This window comes from Rhabdobacter roseus, from assembly GCF_014202275.1.
GTDB classification, from domain to species: domain Bacteria; phylum Bacteroidota; class Bacteroidia; order Cytophagales; family Spirosomataceae; genus Rhabdobacter; species Rhabdobacter roseus.
The window spans coordinates 48,609-66,255 of sequence record NZ_JACHGF010000019.1 but is presented as its reverse complement, the minus strand read 5'-3'; the positions used below and the strand labels follow the sequence as shown (position 1 = coordinate 66,255).

12 protein-coding genes are annotated in these 17,647 nt (G+C 51.8%); 11 read left to right on the top strand and 1 reads right to left on the bottom strand.

Features of this window, described 5'->3' with window-relative positions; genetic code table 11:
- The first annotated feature begins 232 nt into the window (after positions 1 to 232).
- From HNQ92_RS27805 to HNQ92_RS27760, 11 genes are all read left to right on the top strand, one after another.
- The gene (locus HNQ92_RS27805) at positions 233 to 2,791 is read left to right on the top strand and encodes a glycosyl hydrolase-related protein (protein ID WP_184179876.1); all 2,559 of its coding nucleotides are present in this window, start codon (positions 233 to 235) and stop codon (positions 2,789 to 2,791) included.
- Between the two features lie 287 nt (positions 2,792 to 3,078).
- Complete coding sequence (locus HNQ92_RS27800) at positions 3,079 to 3,717, top strand: RNA polymerase sigma-70 factor (RefSeq protein WP_246440962.1); 639 nt, start codon at positions 3,079 to 3,081, stop codon at positions 3,715 to 3,717.
- On the top strand, positions 3,714 to 4,742 hold the full coding sequence (locus HNQ92_RS27795; protein ID WP_184179873.1) for a FecR family protein: 1,029 nt from the start codon (positions 3,714 to 3,716) through the stop codon (positions 4,740 to 4,742). Before HNQ92_RS27800 ends, HNQ92_RS27795 begins: the two co-directional genes overlap by 4 nt.
- A 204-nt stretch (positions 4,743 to 4,946) precedes the next feature.
- A complete protein-coding gene (locus HNQ92_RS27790) occupies positions 4,947 to 8,447 on the top strand; it encodes a SusC/RagA family TonB-linked outer membrane protein (RefSeq protein WP_184179869.1) in 3,501 nt (1,166 codons plus the stop codon).
- 29 nt (positions 8,448 to 8,476) lie between these two features.
- A complete protein-coding gene (locus HNQ92_RS27785; protein WP_184179866.1) occupies positions 8,477 to 9,886 on the top strand; it encodes a RagB/SusD family nutrient uptake outer membrane protein in 1,410 nt (469 codons plus the stop codon).
- Between the two features lie 99 nt (positions 9,887 to 9,985).
- Positions 9,986 to 11,365: a sulfatase family protein gene (locus HNQ92_RS27780; RefSeq protein ID WP_184179863.1), complete on the top strand. Its 1,380-nt coding sequence runs from the start codon at positions 9,986 to 9,988 to the stop codon at positions 11,363 to 11,365.
- A 31-nt stretch (positions 11,366 to 11,396) separates the two neighbouring features.
- On the top strand, positions 11,397 to 12,836 hold the full coding sequence (locus HNQ92_RS27775; RefSeq protein ID WP_184179860.1) for a sulfatase family protein: 1,440 nt from the start codon (positions 11,397 to 11,399) through the stop codon (positions 12,834 to 12,836).
- A gap of 626 nt (positions 12,837 to 13,462) precedes the next feature.
- Positions 13,463 to 13,900 carry an ABC transporter permease gene (locus HNQ92_RS28830; RefSeq protein ID WP_246440953.1) on the top strand — a complete coding sequence of 146 codons (438 nt, stop codon included), beginning with the start codon at positions 13,463 to 13,465 and terminating at the stop codon, positions 13,898 to 13,900.
- On the top strand, positions 13,863 to 14,690 hold the full coding sequence (locus tag HNQ92_RS27770; protein WP_246440945.1) for an ABC transporter permease: 828 nt from the start codon (positions 13,863 to 13,865) through the stop codon (positions 14,688 to 14,690). The genes HNQ92_RS28830 and HNQ92_RS27770 overlap by 38 nt, the downstream gene beginning before the upstream one ends.
- 571 nt (positions 14,691 to 15,261) lie before the next feature.
- The gene (locus tag HNQ92_RS27765; protein ID WP_184179854.1) at positions 15,262 to 15,954 is read left to right on the top strand and encodes a sulfite oxidase-like oxidoreductase; all 693 of its coding nucleotides are present in this window, start codon (positions 15,262 to 15,264) and stop codon (positions 15,952 to 15,954) included.
- Positions 15,955 to 16,073: 119 nt separating this feature from the next.
- Positions 16,074 to 16,643 (top strand): GNAT family N-acetyltransferase, encoded by a 570-nt coding sequence (locus HNQ92_RS27760; RefSeq protein WP_184179851.1) that lies wholly within the window; start codon positions 16,074 to 16,076, stop codon positions 16,641 to 16,643.
- Positions 16,644 to 16,815: 172 nt separating this feature from the next.
- Here HNQ92_RS27760 and HNQ92_RS27755 read toward each other — a convergent pair whose 3' ends face one another.
- Positions 16,816 to 17,493, bottom strand: coding sequence for a metal-dependent hydrolase (locus HNQ92_RS27755; RefSeq protein WP_184179848.1), 678 nt, complete (start codon positions 17,491 to 17,493; stop codon positions 16,816 to 16,818).
- Positions 17,494 to 17,647 lie beyond the last annotated feature (154 nt).

The following is a 17,647-nucleotide window of genomic DNA, read 5'->3' as shown; positions in this document are numbered from 1 at the left end:
TTACCAAGAAAGCACTGTGATAGTAGATTATTCAAAGAATATTAACTTGTACCAATTTGTAGAATCCGACTCCAAGAAATAGGGGGTTAGACCATGAAATAGCGACACACTATCTAAAAGAGAACGTAAGACCTGCGATTTACCTAGGGGAAATAAAGAATGAACGAATTTCAAATGTTTTTCTCTACATGAAAAAGTGAGAGTATGACAAATCAAAACTAAAGGTAGTCGAATGAAAAAAGCCACTTCCATCTTCATTTTCATCTTTTTTGCAGGGCTCATTTTGGCCTTTGGTCAAGCCCCTCCAAAGCAGCTCTACATTTCCAATGACGATCACACTGATTACATGTGGACCGGAAATGAAGCGCAATACAGGGACGCCTTTATCAGGATGTTGGACTATTACATTGCCCAAAGTGACAGTACTTCTTCCCTTCCTTCACCCTACCAGGGAAGATTTAATGCAGATGGGACTTTTTGGCTTTGGGAATATGGGGCAAACAAAAGCCCTGAAGAATTTCAAAAACTCATAAGTAAGATCAAATCAGGTCACATCAGCGTGCCCTACAATGCCCTCGTCTCCTGCTATGGAGGAACCAATGTTGAAGCGGTTTTGCGGGGGATGTATTATGCGGGTGAATTGGAAAGAAAATATGGATTGGAACTCGACCAAGCGGTGGCAATGGAAAATCAGACACTGCCCTTGGGCCTGGGATCGCTTTGGGCAGGTTCAGGAGTAAAATTCAGTTGGAAAGGAGTATGTGACTGCGTGACCAAAGTTCCCGGGCTGAGTAAACGGGACAAAGAAATTTATTGGTACAGTGGCTTGGACAGTTCTCAGGTGTTGATGAAATGGTATTCGATTGTCCCTGGTAAAGATGGAAACAAACAGCTGGGAGGCTATGCAGAAGCAAGGGGTCCTGCTTTGGCAGTGGATCAGCTGAGCGAGTTATGCGAAGCACCGAATCATCCTTATCGAATTGCAGGGGCTTTTGGCTACGGTTGGGATGACCTGGAAACTACCACAAACAATTTTGTAAAAACGGCACAAGAAAAAACAAATCCAGAGCAACAAGTTATTGTTTCCAACCAATCGGATTTTTTTAAGGCCTTCAAAGCAGCTTATGGACGCCAACTGCCAAAAGAATCCCTGGCATATGGGAATGAATGGGATTTATACAGTGCTTCCCTGGCTGAAGTTTCTTCGCAGGTCAAGCGATCTATAGAAAAGCTGAGGGCAGCAGAAGCAATGGCCACGGTCATGCTTCAGTATAACCCAACATTTCTGGACCATTTGGAAGAAAAAAAGCGAAAGGCATGGATGGCTTTGGGACTTTATTATGAACATGACTGGACGGCTGACGGGCCGGTTTCGAGGGATGAAAGAGCAGCGTGGCAAAGAAAAATTGAAGCCCAGTTGACTGATTATGTTAAGGAGTTGCATTCCTTATCACTAAAGGAACTCGGAAATCACATCCAAAGCAAGAGTAAGCACATCAGGTTCTATGCATTCAATGCCTTAGGATGGAATAGAACGGATTATTGTGATTTTCTTTATAACGGTCCGTTGAATATCAAAGTAATTGACCTGACATCCAATCTTGAAGTCCCCTTCCAATTAATAAATCTCAATGGCAAAAAGTCGATTCGCCTACTGGCTACTGATATTCCATCCGTAGGCTACAAAGTTTTTGAGGTAAGAGAAGGAACTCCCCAATCCTTTTCTGATGCTGCTACAGCTCGTGACGGGATTATTGAAAATGATTTTTTTAAATTGACCATGACTTCTCAGGGAGTGGTTACCGATTTGATTGACAAGAAAAACGGAAACAGAGCGCTTGTTTCTCAAATGGATGGTAAATATTGGAATGATCTCGGATCAGAAATTGAAGCCAATGGGGAATTGAAAGTGGAAAATGCAGGGCCTGTATCCGTTACGCTTGTAGCAAAAGGAAAATCACCATTAGCCCATACCACTAAAATCACACTATTCAAGGAAATCTCCCGGATTGAGATCCATAATGAAATCAACGAAAATTTTGCAGATACCCAAACGTGGACATTCTCCCACAACCTGGAAGATGCGGATGTTTGGCATGAAGAAGTCGGGGCGATCATCAAAGCCAAACCCCATACCGAAGGTGGTCATTATGCTGTCAAAAACGGCAGGTTTGATTGGTTAACCTTCAATCATTTTGCTGCTGTCCAAGCCAAAGAATTTGGTTTTACAATTTCAAATGCAGACTGCTCATTCATGAAACTGGGAAAAAGTGAGCTGGAACATCTTGATACAAAAACCCCACAAATAACTGTGTTGGCAGGAGGTCAGATTGATGGCAAAGGATTGGGTATTTTAAATCAGGGAGGTGATTCGCTCTTTACCCAACGGTTTGCCATCGGCACCCATTTGGTTTATGATGCTGCTACTTCCATGCGCTTTGCCTTGGAGCACCAAAATCCTTTAGCTTCAGGTGTCATCAATCCCAATTCAGGCAAGTTCCCTTCAAAAACTTATTCTTATCTTCAAACACATAATCCGAATGTGTTGCTTTGGGCTCTCAAACCTTCGGAAGATGGAATCGAAGAGGGAGTTGTGGCAAGATTCTGGAATCTGGAAGATTTGCCACAGGCCGCTGCTGTTTCTTGTTCCATTCCCATCTCATCAGCTAAGGCCATCACCCATGTGGAGACCGCTATCGGTCCCGCCAAAGTAGAACAAGGTGTCCTGAAAGAAAAAATCGGAAGAAACCAGATCAAATCCTTTCAACTTCAATTCAACAAGCAAAAATAAAGTCCAATCAACTCATCCATGACCAAACTTGCCATAGGGATAGACATTGGAGGAGGGTACTGATTCGACTCAAAGCGTTGTATGGAAAAACCATGGCCTCGTTCGCGGTGGAGGGGCCTGGATACTGTACGAACGATGCTCGAAATGATTACTGGGAGGGAGCTGGTTGCGTAAAAGAAGGGTTAGAAAATATCGAGAATCATGAAAGGGAAAAACATTCATGGAAAACCCGTTAGGGGTACTGTTCATTTCTGTATCTTAATCAAAAACAAATGATTACCTCAACCATGATGTCAGCCCTTCTTCCCGATTCACCCGGTGATGCATCAATCCCGCGAACACCCAGCGGCTTTTATCCTGCGGAGTCGATGCCAACGCCCCCTGATGACGAGCTACTGATCCGCCGAGCCTTCGAAGCAGATCCCAGCAAGGGTTGTGATTTGCTGTTTCGCCGGTATTACAAGCCCCTGTGCAACCATGCCGTTCGGTTTGTGTATGATCAGGCCATGGCGCAGGATATCGTGGCTGACATTTTTCAAAGTATCTGGCATAAAAGGATTTATGAACGGATTACCTTTTCCTACCGAGCGTACCTCTACCGGGCCGTGCGGCAAAATTGCCTGCTGTATTTGCAACGGGAAGCCAGGCGCACTGTTTCGGTAGATCAGCTGCCGGATCTATCCATTTTAACATCCACCTCCGGTGAGCATAGCCCGACGGAAGACATCCAGTTTGACGAGTTGCGAAGACAGGTGGAGGCCGTGATCAATGCCTTAAGTCCGGCGGTTCGCCGGGTTTTTCTGCTGAGCCGGTTTGAAGGCCGTAAGCATCAGGAGATAGCGGACGAACTCAATATCTCGCTCAAAACGGTCGAAGCCCATATCACCAAAGCATTAATCCAGTTTCGTAAAGTTTTACTACCATGAACGAGCAACCACTGCCCACCAAAGCCGCTTTCTTTGCCTATTTCGCCCACCACGCTACCCCCTTGGAACGTCAGTTAATTGAGAATTGTCTGCATACTGTTCAAGGCACGAAGGCGTATTTTTTCTATCTGGACGAGTGGGAACGGCAACATCCTCAGTTCCATCCCGATTTGGATTCGGCGCACGACCGCTATGAGCAGTATCGGCTCGCAACGCCTCCGCTGACCTCCCGGCAGCCGATCGTGTCCGAGCCAGCTCAGCCTGTGCAGGAACCGCCCCCCTACCCATGGCATCGGCTTGGGAGGCTGTCCGGGGGCTGGTCCGCCGTCGCCGCCTCCGTTTTACTCCTGCTGAGCCTTTGGCTGTCGGCCGACTGGTGGTATTATAAGACGCTGACAAACGACTACCAACAGATTCGGACGGTAACCCTACCCGATGGATCTGCGGTTGTTTTGGGCGCCCACTCCTCTCTGCGCTACGCCCGGTACGGGTTTGGTGTGGGTACCCGGCGGGTCTTGCTGACGGGCGAGGCCCAGTTCAAGGTTACCCATCCGCCGGATTCTAAACTATTCTCGGTGCAGACGCCTAACGGGACGCAAGTGGAGGTTTTAGGGACCGTGTTCGTCGTTAACAGCCGTCGAAATAAAACCCGTGTGATGCTGCAAACCGGCCGCGTGCGTATGAATATCCCGAAAGTGGCGCAACCCGTGCTCTTGGTCCCCGGTGATGTGGTCACCGTTTCTGCCCAGGGTCATCTGCAAAAACAACGACAGACTAGCCTGCCGGCGCAGGTAACCTGGCAGAACCATCAGTTCTTTTTTCAGGACACGCCACTAGCGGAAGTAGCGAATCAGCTTCATGATACGTTTGGGATTACGATCATCATTCCACAGACGGAGCTTATGAACCGGACGGTGACGGGTACTTTCCAGGCTGATAAGGCAGACGATTTACTGGAGGCGCTCACGCGGATGATGCAACTGCGGGTGGAGAAATCCAAAACCACTTATAAGCTCTATCAATAAAAAAAGCCACGGGGCGAAGAACGAAGACAGGGCTCAACCCCTGTCTTTTTTTATAAAACCGGGCATTTATAAATTTTCTAATAAAAATCTTTATTTTCTCATTAGGGCAGCGGGTCTTTTTCGTATCTGATGTACCAAACGCCATACACCGACCTTGGCCGGACCGTACTGGGCTAGACCACTTAAACCTTTAATCCGTTTCCCATGATAGACTATTTACGTTCCTGTCGGCTGCTTCGGTTGACCCGACTACTCCTGGTTGGCCTACTTTCGGTGATGCAACTCCCCCTGTCCGTAACTGCCCAGGCGCTGGCTCAGCATACCAAGGCCCTTCCCAGCAGCGAACCCACTCCTTCATATCGTTTGACGGATATGATTGAACGACTTAAAACCCGGTATCGCGTCAACATTCTTTTTGAAAATAGTTCTTTGCAAGGTTTGTACGTCCCGGCCAGTGCCGTTCAGCCCCAACTGTCCCTGGAAGAGAGCCTTGCGGCCTTGTTGCAGCCGCTGGGGTTGCGTTACGAAAAAGTAAAAAACAATTATATCATCCTCACCAAACAAACCGAAAGTCAACGGCCGAGGAACGGGGCCAATGCGTCGGGAAGTATCAATAACCGGATGACGGATGAGATGGTATCTCCACCCTTGGAGGATCGTTCACAGCGCCTTGCTTCACTTTCGCAAAGCCGGATTGCTGCCGATAGATCAGTAACCGGTATCGTGACGGATGAACAGGGCTTGGGGTTGCCCGGAGTAAGCGTGGTGTTAAAAGGCTCCAATCAGGGCACCACCTCGGATATCGAAGGCAAGTACAGACTGAGCGTGACGGATCAGGGCGCTGTGCTTATCTTTTCCTTCGTGGGCTACATGCCGCAGGAAGTGGCCGTTGGCAACCAATCGGTAATGAATGTGCAGATGAAAGCAGATGTAAAAGCCCTCGAAGAACTGATCGTGGTGGGCTATGGCACGCAGAAAAAAAGTGATTTGACGGGCTCGGTATCCTCCCTGCGTGAAAAGGACTTTAATCCCGGAGCCAATGCGTCGGTCGATCAGATGATGCTGGGCCGTTCGGCGGGCGTGCAAATCAATCAGACCAGCTCGGAGCCCGGCGGCGGGGTGTCGATCCGAATCCGGGGAGCTAACTCCCTTACGGCCGGCAGCGAACCCCTTTACGTGATTGACGGACTGCCCATTGACAACGGCACGTTGCTTTCGGCCTCCAGCGGGGGGGCCGGTACCGGTACCAACAACAACCCCCGTAACCCGCTGAACTCCATCAATCCCAACGATATTGCCTCCATCGAAATCCTGAAAGACGCCTCAGCTACCGCCATTTACGGCTCCCGGGGGGCGAATGGAGTGATCCTGATTACTACCAAGAAAGGAAACCAAGGAAAAATTGGAGTCAACTACGATTTCAATACCGGCGTCCAGACGGTTCCTGGTAAAATGGACGTGCTCAACGCCAGCCAGTATATCCAGTTTATGAACGATCTGGCCAAGGACGAGGGACGCGCGCCGGATTTCACGGCCGCCGACATAACCCGCATTGGAGCCGGTACCGACTGGCAGGATCAGGTGTACCAGCGGGCGCCCCTCAACAGCCACAACCTATCGGTATCGGGCGGGGATGATAAAACAACTTTCTTCTCTTCGCTCAATTACTTCAATCAGGAAGGAGTCGTGAAGCGGTCAGGCATCAAGAAGTACATAGCCCGCGTGAATCTGGAACGGAAACTGGGAGATAAGGTGAGTATGGGCATCAACCTTAACACCAGTTTGGTGAATGATGCGAACAGCCTGGACGGGGTCAACAACAATGAAAACTCCGGGCCTATCAACGCCGCGCTGCTGTATGACCCTACCGAACCCGTGTATGCCGAAGACGGCCGGTTTTCGCAGTCCAAGAACCTGACCATCAACAACCCGATGAGCCTGGTAGAAGGTCTATCGAGCTCCAACGTGACCAACCGGACCATGGGTAATATTTTCGTCAAATACACGATACTGCCCGGACTCGAGGCCAAGCTGAATTTTGGTTCAGACCGCCAGACTTCCCGGCGGGACCTCTTCAATTCCACGAAAACCCTCAACGGGCTTTCGGCCAAGGGGATTGCCAATATTGCTACCATAGAGCGTTCCAACGTACTGACGGAGTATACCATGAATTACAGCAAGCAGTTGACCGAAAAGAGCACGCTAAATCTGTTGGGCGGGGTTACCTACCAGTACTTCAACAACAAGACTTTTTCCGGAATCATCCGGGGCTTTCCTTCCGATGCGCTCTCCACCAATAACCTGGGCCTGGGCGACACCAACCTTGACAACCTATTTAGCGGACAGGAGGATAACAGTATCCTGTCGTACCTGAGCCGGGTCAACTACACCCTGAACGACAGGTACCTGCTGACGGCATCCCTGCGGGCCGACGGCTCCTCCCGGTTCGGGGCCAATAACAAGTTTGGCTATTTCCCCTCGGTGGCCGTGGGATGGCGTTTGAGTGAAGAGGGCTTCTTACCCAGCTTCTTTTATGATTTAAAACTTCGGGCCAGCTGGGGACTTACGGGTAATCAGGAAATCAACAATTATGCTTCCCTGACGACCTACACCACCGGAGCCAGTGCCGTATTCAGTAACGCGGTGCTGGTAGGTACCCGTCCTTCGCGCATTGCCAACCCAGACCTGAAATGGGAATCTACCGAACAGACTAACATTGGTCTGGACGCCAGTATCCTGCAGGGACGCATCAGCGCGACGGTTGACTACTTCATCAAGAATACCCGCGATATGCTGATTGACCTGCCCCTGCCGCGGGCGACGGGCTTTAACTCCATCCTGTCTAACGTAGGAAAAATGCAGAACAAGGGCGTGGAAGTAATGGTAAGCTCTACCAACGTCAAGCAGGGATCGTTTTCCTGGAGTACCACGATGAACTTCGCCGCCATCAAAAATAAAATTACCGACCTGGGCGAGGTAACCAACATCATTACCGGCTCTATTGAGTCCATTGGTCCTACCACCATCGTAACGGTAGGCTATCCGGCTTTCTCCTACTACGGCTACGAAGTGACTGGGCTTTTCCAGGCGGGGGATGATATTGCCGGTTCAGCCCAGCCCGGTTCCAAGCCCGGATATCCTATATTCAGAGATGTAAACGGCGACAACCGGATCACACCCCTCGATCAGCAGATTATTGGCAGCCCGTTCCCTGCTTTGACCTACGGTGTCAGTAACAACCTCACCTACAAACGCTTTCAGCTGGACTTCTTCTTTCAGGGACAGCAGGGAGCGGATATGCTGAACATCAACGTATTGGAAAGTATGTATCCCAACAACGCCCGCCGCAACCGGATTACCGAGCAGGCACTCGACCGCTGGACGCCCCAAAATCCGGGTGCCAAATGGCCCTCAGGCGTGCAGCCCTCCGCCTACGGCGGGGGAAAAGTAAATACGCTGGCCCTGCAGGACGCCTCTTATCTTCGTCTACGTAACTTGTCGGTGGGCTACAACCTGCCGATTGAAAAGGTAAAATTCATCCAGTCGGCGCGGATCTACGTCGTGGGACAGAACCTGGCCACTTTCACTAACTACGTCGGTTTTGATCCGGAAGCGAACGCCTTTGGTCGTAGCAACGTGCGGATAGACTACAATGGCTACCCGCTGGCCCGCACCTGGATGCTGGGTATCAACGTAGGTTTTTAATGATTCCATCGAAAAAATTCAGAAACACTATGAAACGAAATGGCATAAAAGTAGTATGGCTGGTACTCCTGATCCAGGGCGCGGCCTGTGAAAATCTGCTGGATGAAACCGTCTATTCTGAACTGACTCCGGGCAACTTCCTCAATACCGACACCGGTAAACAGGCTGTACTCACCTCCGCCTACGGCAACATACAAATGCGGGGTCACAACTACCTGTTTTTGTCGGCCCACACCGCACAGGAGGTATGGAATCAGGGCGGAAGTATTGAAGCGCTGTTGACGCCACTGACCAACTTCACCTGGGACAGCAACCACCAGTATTTTAATGATGCCTGGGGAGGCCTCTACGGAGCCATTCGGGACGCCAACATCGTCATTGACAACACCAACTCGGCCGACGCCACGGCCCTGGACAAGCAGCTCAATGCCGAAGCGCGTTTTGTGCGTGCCTTGGCGTACTACCAGCTGTACGACTGGTTTGGGCCCGTTCCGCTATACCTTACCTCGACGCCGTCGGAGTTCAAGTTGGCCCGGGCTACCGACGAGGAAATGAAAACCTTCCTAGAGAAAGAATTGCTCGACGTAGCGGCGGTGTTGCCCCTGAACCAGACGCAGTACGGCAGAGCGACCAAAGGGGCCGCTCTGGGTATCTTGGCCAAGTTCTACCTGAATACCAAGCAGTGGCAAAAGACCGCAGATGTGACTGGACAGATCATGGAGCTGAAGAAGTATGTACTGGTTCCCAACTACAAAAATGTATTTGCCCTGGCCAATGAAGGCAACGCCGAAATGCTGTGGGTGATCCCGGCCTCAGCCCAGGCGGGTCATAACTTGGTGGCCCTGACCTTTCCGACGGACTATCCCCTGCCCCAACCCAACCAGCAGGTATTTGCCGCGCGTTCGTACTTCTTCGACAGCTTTGTGAATTCGTTTGAGCCGGGAGACACACGCCGGGACCTGATCGTTACTGAGTACACCAGTACCTCGGGCAGGTTCACCAAATTGTTAGGTAGCAACCAATCCCTTTCCGGCAAGTACGAGTTTGACCCCAACGCCGCCGGGGCCGTGCAGGGCAACGATATTCCCGTGGTACGTTACGCGGATATTCTGCTATCCAGGGCCGAGGCCCTGAACGAGCTGAACGGTCCTACCCAGGCAGCGATCGACCTGATCAACCAGGTACGCGCCCGGGCTGGAGCAGCCCCTATCCAGCTGGGCAACTTCACCAAAGACAGCCTCCGCGACCGCCTTTTGCAGGAAAGAGAGTGGGAGTTTTACACGGAAATGAAGCGGCGGGAGGACCTGATCCGCCACGGAAAACTCCTATCGAATGCGAAGGCCAGGGGGAGAAACGCGCAGCCTTTCCACGTACTGTTTCCGCTACCCATCACCGAGCTGAACGCCAACGCTAACCTGATACAGAACCCGGGGTACTGAGGTGCCTGCCACGAGAGCGGGGAAGTTCAATTCACCGCTCTCGTAGCTGTATCTTCCCAATCATACTTCCTTCGGTTATTGGACCCATTACTCCTATTCATGAAAAACGATTTCCTAAAAGTATTTGGCATGGCGTTGGGTGGGGTCGTCTTCAGTGGCATGACCTTCCTACCGCAGCCCCCAAACGTGCCGCAAAAACCCAATATCCTATTGATTCTCACCGACGATCAGGGCTTTCACGATGTGGGCTACTATGGCACCAGCGACCTGCGCACCCCCCATATGGATCAGCTGACCCGGGAGGGCATGCGTTTTGATCATTTTTATGCCAATAGCACCGTCTGTTCGCCTACACGGGCGGCGTTGCTATCGGGGCAGTATCAGGATCAGGTGGGTGTACCGGGGGTGATCCGTACGCATGCCGAAAACAGCTGGGGTTACCTCGCACCACGAACCAGCCTGCTGCCCGCACAGCTTAAAAAAGCGGGCTACCATACCGCCCTGATCGGCAAGTGGCATTTGGGGCTGGAATCACCCAATACGCCCAACGAACGGGGCTTTGATACGTTTAAAGGCTGGCTGGGAGACATGATGGACGACTACTGGCAGAAACGCCGCCACGAGATCAACTACATGCGCGACAACACCACAACCATTGATCCGAAGGGACATGCGACCGATCTTTTCACCCAGTGGTCAGTAGACTATATCCATCAGCAGGCCCAAGATGCGCGCCCGTTTTTTTTGTATCTGGCCTATAATGCTCCGCATACGCCGGTACAGCCCCCCGCCGAATGGCTGCAAAAAGTAAAAGCCCGCCAACCGGGGATCTCGCCGAAACGGGCCGAACTGGTTGCCCTCCTAGAACACTTGGACGACGGCATCGGGAAAGTCATCGCGGCTCTCAAAGCAAGCGGCCAATACGCCAATACGCTCATTGTCTTTACGAGCGACAACGGCGGCCACCTGCCCAGCCTGGCCAACAACGGCCCCACCCGGGATGGCAAAGGGAGTATGTACGAAGGAGGCCTACGCGTACCGGCGAGTATGGTCTGGCCAGGCACAATCAAGCCGGGTACGGTCTCCGATCAGGTGAACCTTTCCATGGATATCTACCCCACCTTACTGGAAGTGGCTGGCCTGACGCCCGATCCCTGGCTAAACGGACGAAGTTTTCTGCCAACGTTGCGCGGTCAGTCACCCTCCCCCGAAGCCCGTCCGCTGTATTTTACCCGCCGCGAAGGGGGCACCGACTACGCCGGGCAGTGTATCTACGCCCTGCGGCTTGGCCCCTGGAAATTACTGCAAAATAATCCCTTTGAACCCCTGGAGCTCTATAACCTGGTTGACGATCCCCTGGAAAAAACAAACGTCCTGGCGCAACAGCCCGAGGTCTATAAAAAGCTAAACGGCTTGCTGATGCAGCACATACAGCAAGGCGGTAAAGTACCCTGGCAGAAACCCGATCCATCCCACTGAAGCTTTCCTTTCGCTCTTAAACCATCCATGTATGTCAACTCCTGCGACCTTTTTCTCTTTTGTACGGGCGGTATGCCCACGCCTCGTTTGTCTGGCCAGCCTCATCGGTCTAACGGGTTTGGACGCCGTTCAGGCCCAAAAAAATGCCAAACCCAATTTTATCATCATCTTTACGGACGATCAGGGCTATGGCGACCTGGGCTGCTTTGGGCATCCTAGTATCAAAACGCCACACCTCGATCGGATGGCTGCAGAAGGCCAGAAATGGACTAATTTTTATGTCGCTGCCAATGTCTGCACTCCTTCCCGCGCCGGCCTACTGACGGGCCGCCTCCCCGTCCGGACCGGCATGTATGGAGACAACCGCCGCGTGCTTTTCCCCGATTCGGACGGTGGACTTCCCCAAAGTGAAAACACCATAGCCCGGCTGCTGAAAACCGGAGGCTACAGCACGGCGGCCATCGGAAAATGGCACCTGGGACACCTGCCCGCCTATTTGCCGACAAGCCACGGATTCGACTCCTACTACGGAATCCCGTACAGCAATGACATGGACCGGGTCAATAGTGTGGAATACGCGGAGTCTTTTATTAATCCCAAAACCGAGTATTTTCAGGTACCTATCCTGCGTAATACGGAAGAAATAGAACGCCCTGCCGATCAGACCACGATCGTAAAACGCTATACGGCCGAGGCCATTGCTTACATCAAAGCCAACAAAAAGAAGCCGTTTTTTTTGTACATGGCGCACTCGCTGCCACACGTTCCGCTGTTTGCCTCGGCGGATTTCAAAGGAAAAAGTGAACGGGGACTCTACGGCGACGTGATCGAGGAAATTGACTGGAGCGTAGGCCAACTACTCAATACCCTCCGCAGCGAAGGACTGGACAAAAATACGTATGTGGTTTTTACCTCTGACAACGGCCCCTGGGCCATTTTTAACGAACATGGAGGCTCCGCTGGGCTGCTCTACGGGGCCAAAGGAACCAGCTACGAAGGTGGTGTGCGGGTTCCGGCCCTTATTTGGGGACCGGGCCGCGTCAGACCCGAGGTGGTGTCGAGCCTGGGCAGTACGCTGGACTTGTTGCCTACCATCTGTAAACTGGCCGGTGCCACCCTTCCCAACGACCGCGTGTACGATGGCTTCGACTTATCAGGCGTGTGGCTGGGCACAGGGGCCAATCCACGCAAGGACCTGTACTTTTATCACGGCTCCAAACTTTTTGCGACCCGGCAGGGCGACTTCAAGCTTTACTACTACAAAAACAACCCGTTGGGATATCCGGCCAAGGTTGAAAAACTGGACGAAGTTCAGCTGTTCAACCTGCAGCACGACCCGTCTGAAAAGTATAATCTGGCCGCCAAGTACCCTGAAATCATTCAGCAAATGGAACAGCAAGTTAAGATACACACCGCCGCCCTGCCCATCGCCGAAAGTGTAATTGAAAAGAGAATTCAGGCTAAAAATTAAAGGACCTCCCTATCCAGATACATCCCCGTCGGCGTTGCTTCGGACGGGGATGTATCCGTTGGAGAAGGAGTGTGGAATGGGTGTCGGGGCTATCCCCCTCCTTCCTGGATGCCCACGTCCTTTAAAAACAGCCTGGGGAAGTACCTGAGCCAGGTAGAAAATCGTCGGCGAGGTACCCTAAACGGATTAGCACCGCTGCTCGGGAAAGCGCATCAGAAAGTCCCCCCTTCCTGGTTTCCTTAGGGCTACCTGATAAAGTACCCAAAGTACCCCTGCTGAGCCTGAGCCATTTGCTTCAGCTGGCGGTATGGGTACTTGCCAGCAGGCAAAAGAAGCAGCGCTACGGCGCTAGGTACCTAAGCGAAAATGCTTAGCCAAAAATCCAGATCCCTTTTCCCCTGACTTAGAACGTCCGCAGGAGCCAAGTACCTGTATTGGTTGATCAGCAGCCTGTCGGGAAATGAACATCCCTGTCCGATAACGGACAATTCTGCTTGGATCATATCTAGTAACAGTCTGGTAATCAATAATATTTTTCACTTGGAACGGCTTTTGTGGAAGTCCGCTGAAGAGAAGCCATTGGGCTTCCTTCACCCAGAATTCTTCACAGCCCGAACCCCAGTGTCATGCTTCGTAACTACCTGAAAATCGCCTTCCGAAACCTGACCCGCAACAAGGGCTACTCGTTCATCAACATCGGCGGGCTGGCCCTGGGGATGGCCGTGGCGATGCCCATTGGGCTCTGGATGTCCGATGAACGGTCGTTTGATAAGAATTTTCAGAACTACGACCGCATTGTGCAGGTAATGCAGCATATCACGCAGAACGGAAAAAAGGTAACGCAGGGAATCAATCCGTACCTGCTGGGGCCGGAAATCCGGGCGCAATATGGCAGCGATTTCACGCATGTGCTGCAATCCTCTTCGACGAACAAACTCCTGGTTCATGGAGACAAGCGGTTTATCAAGTCGGGCCGGTACTTTGAACCCCCGGTCTGGTTTCAACTGGCGGGGCAAAGACCCCGGTTTGGCCGTCGACCTTCCCTCCAACTCCGTCTCGCATGACTACGGAAAAACGGTCGGCTGGCAGTTTAGTGAAGGAAGGGACTTCTCCCGGTCATTTTCAACCGATACGTCAGCTATCATTCTCAATAAGGCCGCAGCCAAGTTTATGGGGTTTGAGGGGGAGGCCGTGGGTGAAATTATCTATAGCGACGATGAACCGTACCAAGTGATCGGCGTCATCGAGGACATGGTGGTGCAGTCCCCTTACGAACCCGTCCGGGCGTCCGTGTACCGCCTATCCCGGGGATGGGAGAATGTGATTGTGCTAAAACTCAATCCTGACAAGGGGATTCGTCCTGCTTTGGCAGAGCTCAAGGCAGTGTTTACCAAGTACAGTCCTACCGTACCCTACGAATATCATTTTGTGAGCGACGACTACGCCCGAAAATTTGGCGACGAGGAGCGCATCGGCAAACTGGCCTCATGCTTCGCCGTCCTGGCCATTTTCGTTTCCTGCCTGGGCTTGTTTGGCTTAGCCTCTTTTGTGGCCGAGCAACGCACCAAAGAAATCGGCGTCCGCAAGGTGCTGGGGGCGAGCATAGTCAGTTTGTGGGGGCTGCTTTCCAAAGATTTTGTGCTGCTGGTTCTCATCGCCCTGCTGATCGCCACCCCGCTGTCGTGGTACTTCATGGACGGCTGGTTGCGGCAGTACCCCTACCGCACGGAGCTGTCGTGGTGGATTTTCGCGGTGACGAGCGCGGGGGCCTTGGCTATCACGTTGCTGACGGTGAGCTTCCAAAGCTTAAAGGCAGCCCTGATGAACCCGGTGAAAAGCCTGCGTAGCGAGTAATTTTTTTGAGCAAAGGCTCGGATGCTGCCTTAACTCTTGTAAGCTATATTACTAAAACTAGCCGTTTAAAGCCCTGATCAGAACCTATTTCAAAATAGCCGCGTACCTTTTGGAAAAGCAAAGGGTACACGGCCATCAATGTATTCGGTCTTTCGGTGGCTTTTTGCGTCTGCGTCTTTTTGTTTCTTACACAAAAGCCATAGAGTAGCATTCATGGCTTCGCAGAGGTCCGTTTTGCGTTTGCGATTGAGCAGTAAAAAGGCCGATATTGCAGCCCACTGAGAGTCTCAGGGCGGCCAGTGCCGTCAGTTTAATGAACTGTCTGGTCATGGCTTTGCATTTTGCGGGGTCGCCCGGCCGTCGATACAAAGATCTGATGACTCTCCGTACTTCTTAATTCCCAAACACGTTCTAAGGAAAGTAGAGAGGGGGAAAATAAGCACGTTAGTAAGGCTCTCAAGCAACATAATCCCTACGAGGCAGGAAAGGCCTTACTAGCCAGGGTCAAGCAGGCATCAAGACCATGGCATGGGGAGTCGCAATGGAATGGAGACCATTAAAAAAATAACCTATGGAAGAGAATCGTAAGCTGGACAAAATCATCGAGGCGCGGATGAAGCTCAAGGAGCGCTTTGAGAAAACGATAAAAAGTACCCCCAGCCTGGCCGACGACCAGCCGCTGGGCTCAGGCCCCGCCAACCGCCACGGCATGCCCAAACTACCCGAGGGACAATTTGAAACCCAAAAATGGCCGGTGCTGGACCTGGGCTACAAACCCGATGTGTCCCTGGAGCGCTGGCGGCTGCGGCTGGACGGCGAGGTAGAAAACCCGGTGGTACTTACCTGGGCCGACTTCCTGGCGCTGCCCCAAACCACCGATGTCAGCGACTTTCACTGCGTCACGACCTGGTCGCGGATGGATGTACCCTGGGTGGGCGTGCGCCTGCTGGATCTGGCGGCGCTGGTACAGCCCAACGCTACCGCTACGCACATCATGTGCTACGGCTACGACACCTACACCACCAACGTTTCGCTGGAAGAGGCCCTCAAGCCCGACGTGCTGCTGGTCCATACCGCCGACGGCCAACCCCTCCCCCGCGACCACGGCGGGCCCGTCCGGATGATCACCCCGCAGCTTTACGCCTGGAAAGGCGCGAAGTGGATCAAGCGCATCGAGTTTCTGCCGCAAAATAAGCTGGGCTTCTGGGAAGAGCGCGGCTACTCCGACACCGCCTACCCCTGGCGCAACGACCGCTACAGCTAAGAGTTGAGCCTAACCTGTATATGATAAAGACCATTTTGAGATCCCGTTCCGCGTAAGTACAAATCCTAAAAATTATCCATATTCAATTTATACAACCCTTTTGAGCGAGAGACAGTGCTATGCGGAAATTAAATCTACCCGAAACCTTTCCTGTTCTTAAATCAGAACGGCTGTTGTTGCGGGAACTGGTGTCGGCAGATGCCCCAGCCTTTTTTGAGTTGAGGTCAAACCCGGAGGTAATGCGGTTCATTTTAAAACCCTTGCATAAAACAGTGGAGGATACGCTTGCGGTAATTTCAGAATACGCAACGGCCTACGCAAAATTTGAAAATATCTCCTGGGCCATCTGCCTTAAAGAAGACCCGGCTCGAATGATAGGCTCGATGGGGTATTATCGCACAGATCTGGCTAACTTTAAGGCAGAAGTGGGTTATCTCCTTCACCCGGATCATTGGGGAAAAAGCTATGTTTCTGAAGCCTTAAAAATTGTGCTAGATTATGGATTTAATACGCTGGGATTGCATAAGATATTTGCAAATTATAGTCCCGATAATGGGGCATCAAGGCAAGTCCTCCTAAAGACGGGGTTTGAGCGGGAAGGGTTATTAAAAGACAATCTTTACTTTGAAGGTGTTTTTTATGATACAGAAATTTGCGGGTTGATAGCGCCGATTGAAAAAAATAAATAGGCCGAAGGAGTTGTCCACCCCAACGGCGAGTTGAAGGTTATGCCCTGGAAAATGAAGCAATTCTCCATCCTGGATAACAACGGGAATAGTATACATTAAGGTACCGTACCAGGGAGGTACTTGAAAAGGGTACTTGCCGCAGCGGCAAAGTACCCTTTGGTTTTTTAGACATTCAAGTACCCCCGATGGGCATGAGGTGCAAGTCGATGCTTGACTTCTCGGCCAGGCTCCGGGCGGCCTCGTGGTCGATCTTGATGTAGGGAAAAGTATCGTAGTGCATCCCGATCACCGTGCGGGTATTGACCAGCCGGGCGGCGGTCATGGCGTCGTACATATCCATGGTAAAATTACTCCCGATGGGCAGGAACGCGAAGTCGATCTGGTACTGCTCCCCGATCAGCTTCATGTCGGTATAGAGGGCGGTGTCGCCCGCGTAGTAGAACGTTTTGCCGCTGAGCTGAATCACGTAGCCAATGGGGCTCCCGCCGTAGGTACCATCCGGCAAGCTGCTGGAATGAAACGCCGGTACCATCTGTACCTGTCCGAAGTCGAAGGTCCACTTACCGCCCGTGTTCATAGGGTGGGTTTGGGCAGCGTCCACACCCTGTTTTTTGAGCCACTCGATGATCTCGAAGGCCGCCACCACGGTAGCGCCCGTACGCTTGGCCAGGTGCACGGCATCGGCGACGTGATCTTCGTGGCCGTGCGAAATAAAGATATAGTCGGCCTGGATCTCATCGACGTCGATACGCGCCGCCAGCGGGTTAGGTGTAATGAAAGGGTCGAACAGAAGGCGGTGGTGGGCGGTCTCGATCCCGAAGCAGGAATGGCCAAAATAAGTGATTTTCATAGTATAGGTTTAGTGGTACTACATCCAATACAAAAGGGTACTTTACCCCAAAAAGAAACTGCCCTGGGTGGAGAAGGTTTTGAAATTGTTGGTACTTTCGCCAAAGCACCCCTGGTTATTTTGGGTATTTATAAAATAAACATTGGAAATTTAT